We start from the raw sequence: 881 nt of genomic DNA, 5'->3' as shown, positions 1-881 counted from the left end.
CCGCTTCCATGTGGGCGGCAAACTCAGCGTCCGCTTCCGGCGGTATCACCCAGTACTCTATCTTGCGGTTGGTCATCCCGTTTTTTCAGGGTTTGCCGCACGGTCTCATGGCTGACCGCTTCGACAAGGCCCAATTCGACCACCTTACGGGCCAGCAAACGCAACGACCAATTGGCATATCCTGCCGGTGGCGGACCTAACCGCATCGCTATTACCTGCGCTTCCTGTTCCCCATCCAGTCGCTTGTCTGTCGGTGGACGGGTTCGTTTCACTCCGTTGAGTGTTATCTCAAACCCTTGTTCTACCAGCCGTCGGCGAATGTTCTCTACCGTCTTCGTGCGGCAATCGAACGCCTCAGCTATCTGCTGGTCAGTCCAGTTTGGCCCGTCTGCATCCGCTTTCAGCAAGATCTGCGCTCGACGTACTTTTTGGCTACTACCATTGAGTTTCTTAATCACTGCCTGTAGCTGATGACGCTCTTCTGCTGTCAGGCGCACAATGTATTTTTTCTGTCATGGGACTCCGGCTCGCTCCCTACAGATTACCTCAATACTCCCGTTAACCCTAATTCTTAGAGTTGACGCTGCACTAGTTAGGGCTTGCTGAAAAGAAGTGAAAAGCTTACGGTGTAAGGCTTAGAGGAGTCTTGACGTGGCTTCGAGAACCCGAAAAAGAGGTAAAATTGGAAATTCCCGTGCATCCGGCAAGAAAAATGTATCGAAAATCACAAAATCCTGACGCGCCCGAAGAAGCCTTTGAACTTCCTTTTGAAGGCAAGTTGTGTGAAGAAAATCGTTGGGTAATTTTGGCGAACCTCATTCCCTGGGCAGAATTTGAGGAAGAATATGCCCTAGAATTTTTCTGAGGAAATGGGAGCGCCA

The 881-nt window shown here is 50.9% G+C and carries 1 protein-coding gene and 1 pseudogene; one reads left to right on the top strand and one right to left on the bottom strand.

Features of this window, described 5'->3' with window-relative positions; genetic code table 11:
* Window positions 1-23: 23 nt before the first annotated feature.
* On the bottom strand, window positions 24-497 hold the full coding sequence (locus GEI7105_RS31595; RefSeq protein ID WP_017662266.1) for a helix-turn-helix domain-containing protein: 474 nt from the start codon (window positions 495-497) through the stop codon (window positions 24-26).
* A 215-nt stretch (window positions 498-712) separates the two neighbouring features.
* Between GEI7105_RS31595 and GEI7105_RS37645 the strand changes: the two are divergent.
* Window positions 713-881: pseudogene (locus GEI7105_RS37645) on the top strand (IS5/IS1182 family transposase); the annotation flags it as partial.

Source organism: Baaleninema simplex PCC 7105, from assembly GCF_000332355.1.
In the GTDB taxonomy this organism is placed as follows: Bacteria; Cyanobacteriota; Cyanobacteriia; order Cyanobacteriales; family Geitlerinemataceae; genus Baaleninema; species Baaleninema simplex.
The sequence above is the reverse complement of the archived record's forward strand: the minus strand, read 5'-3'. Positions and strand labels throughout refer to the sequence as shown.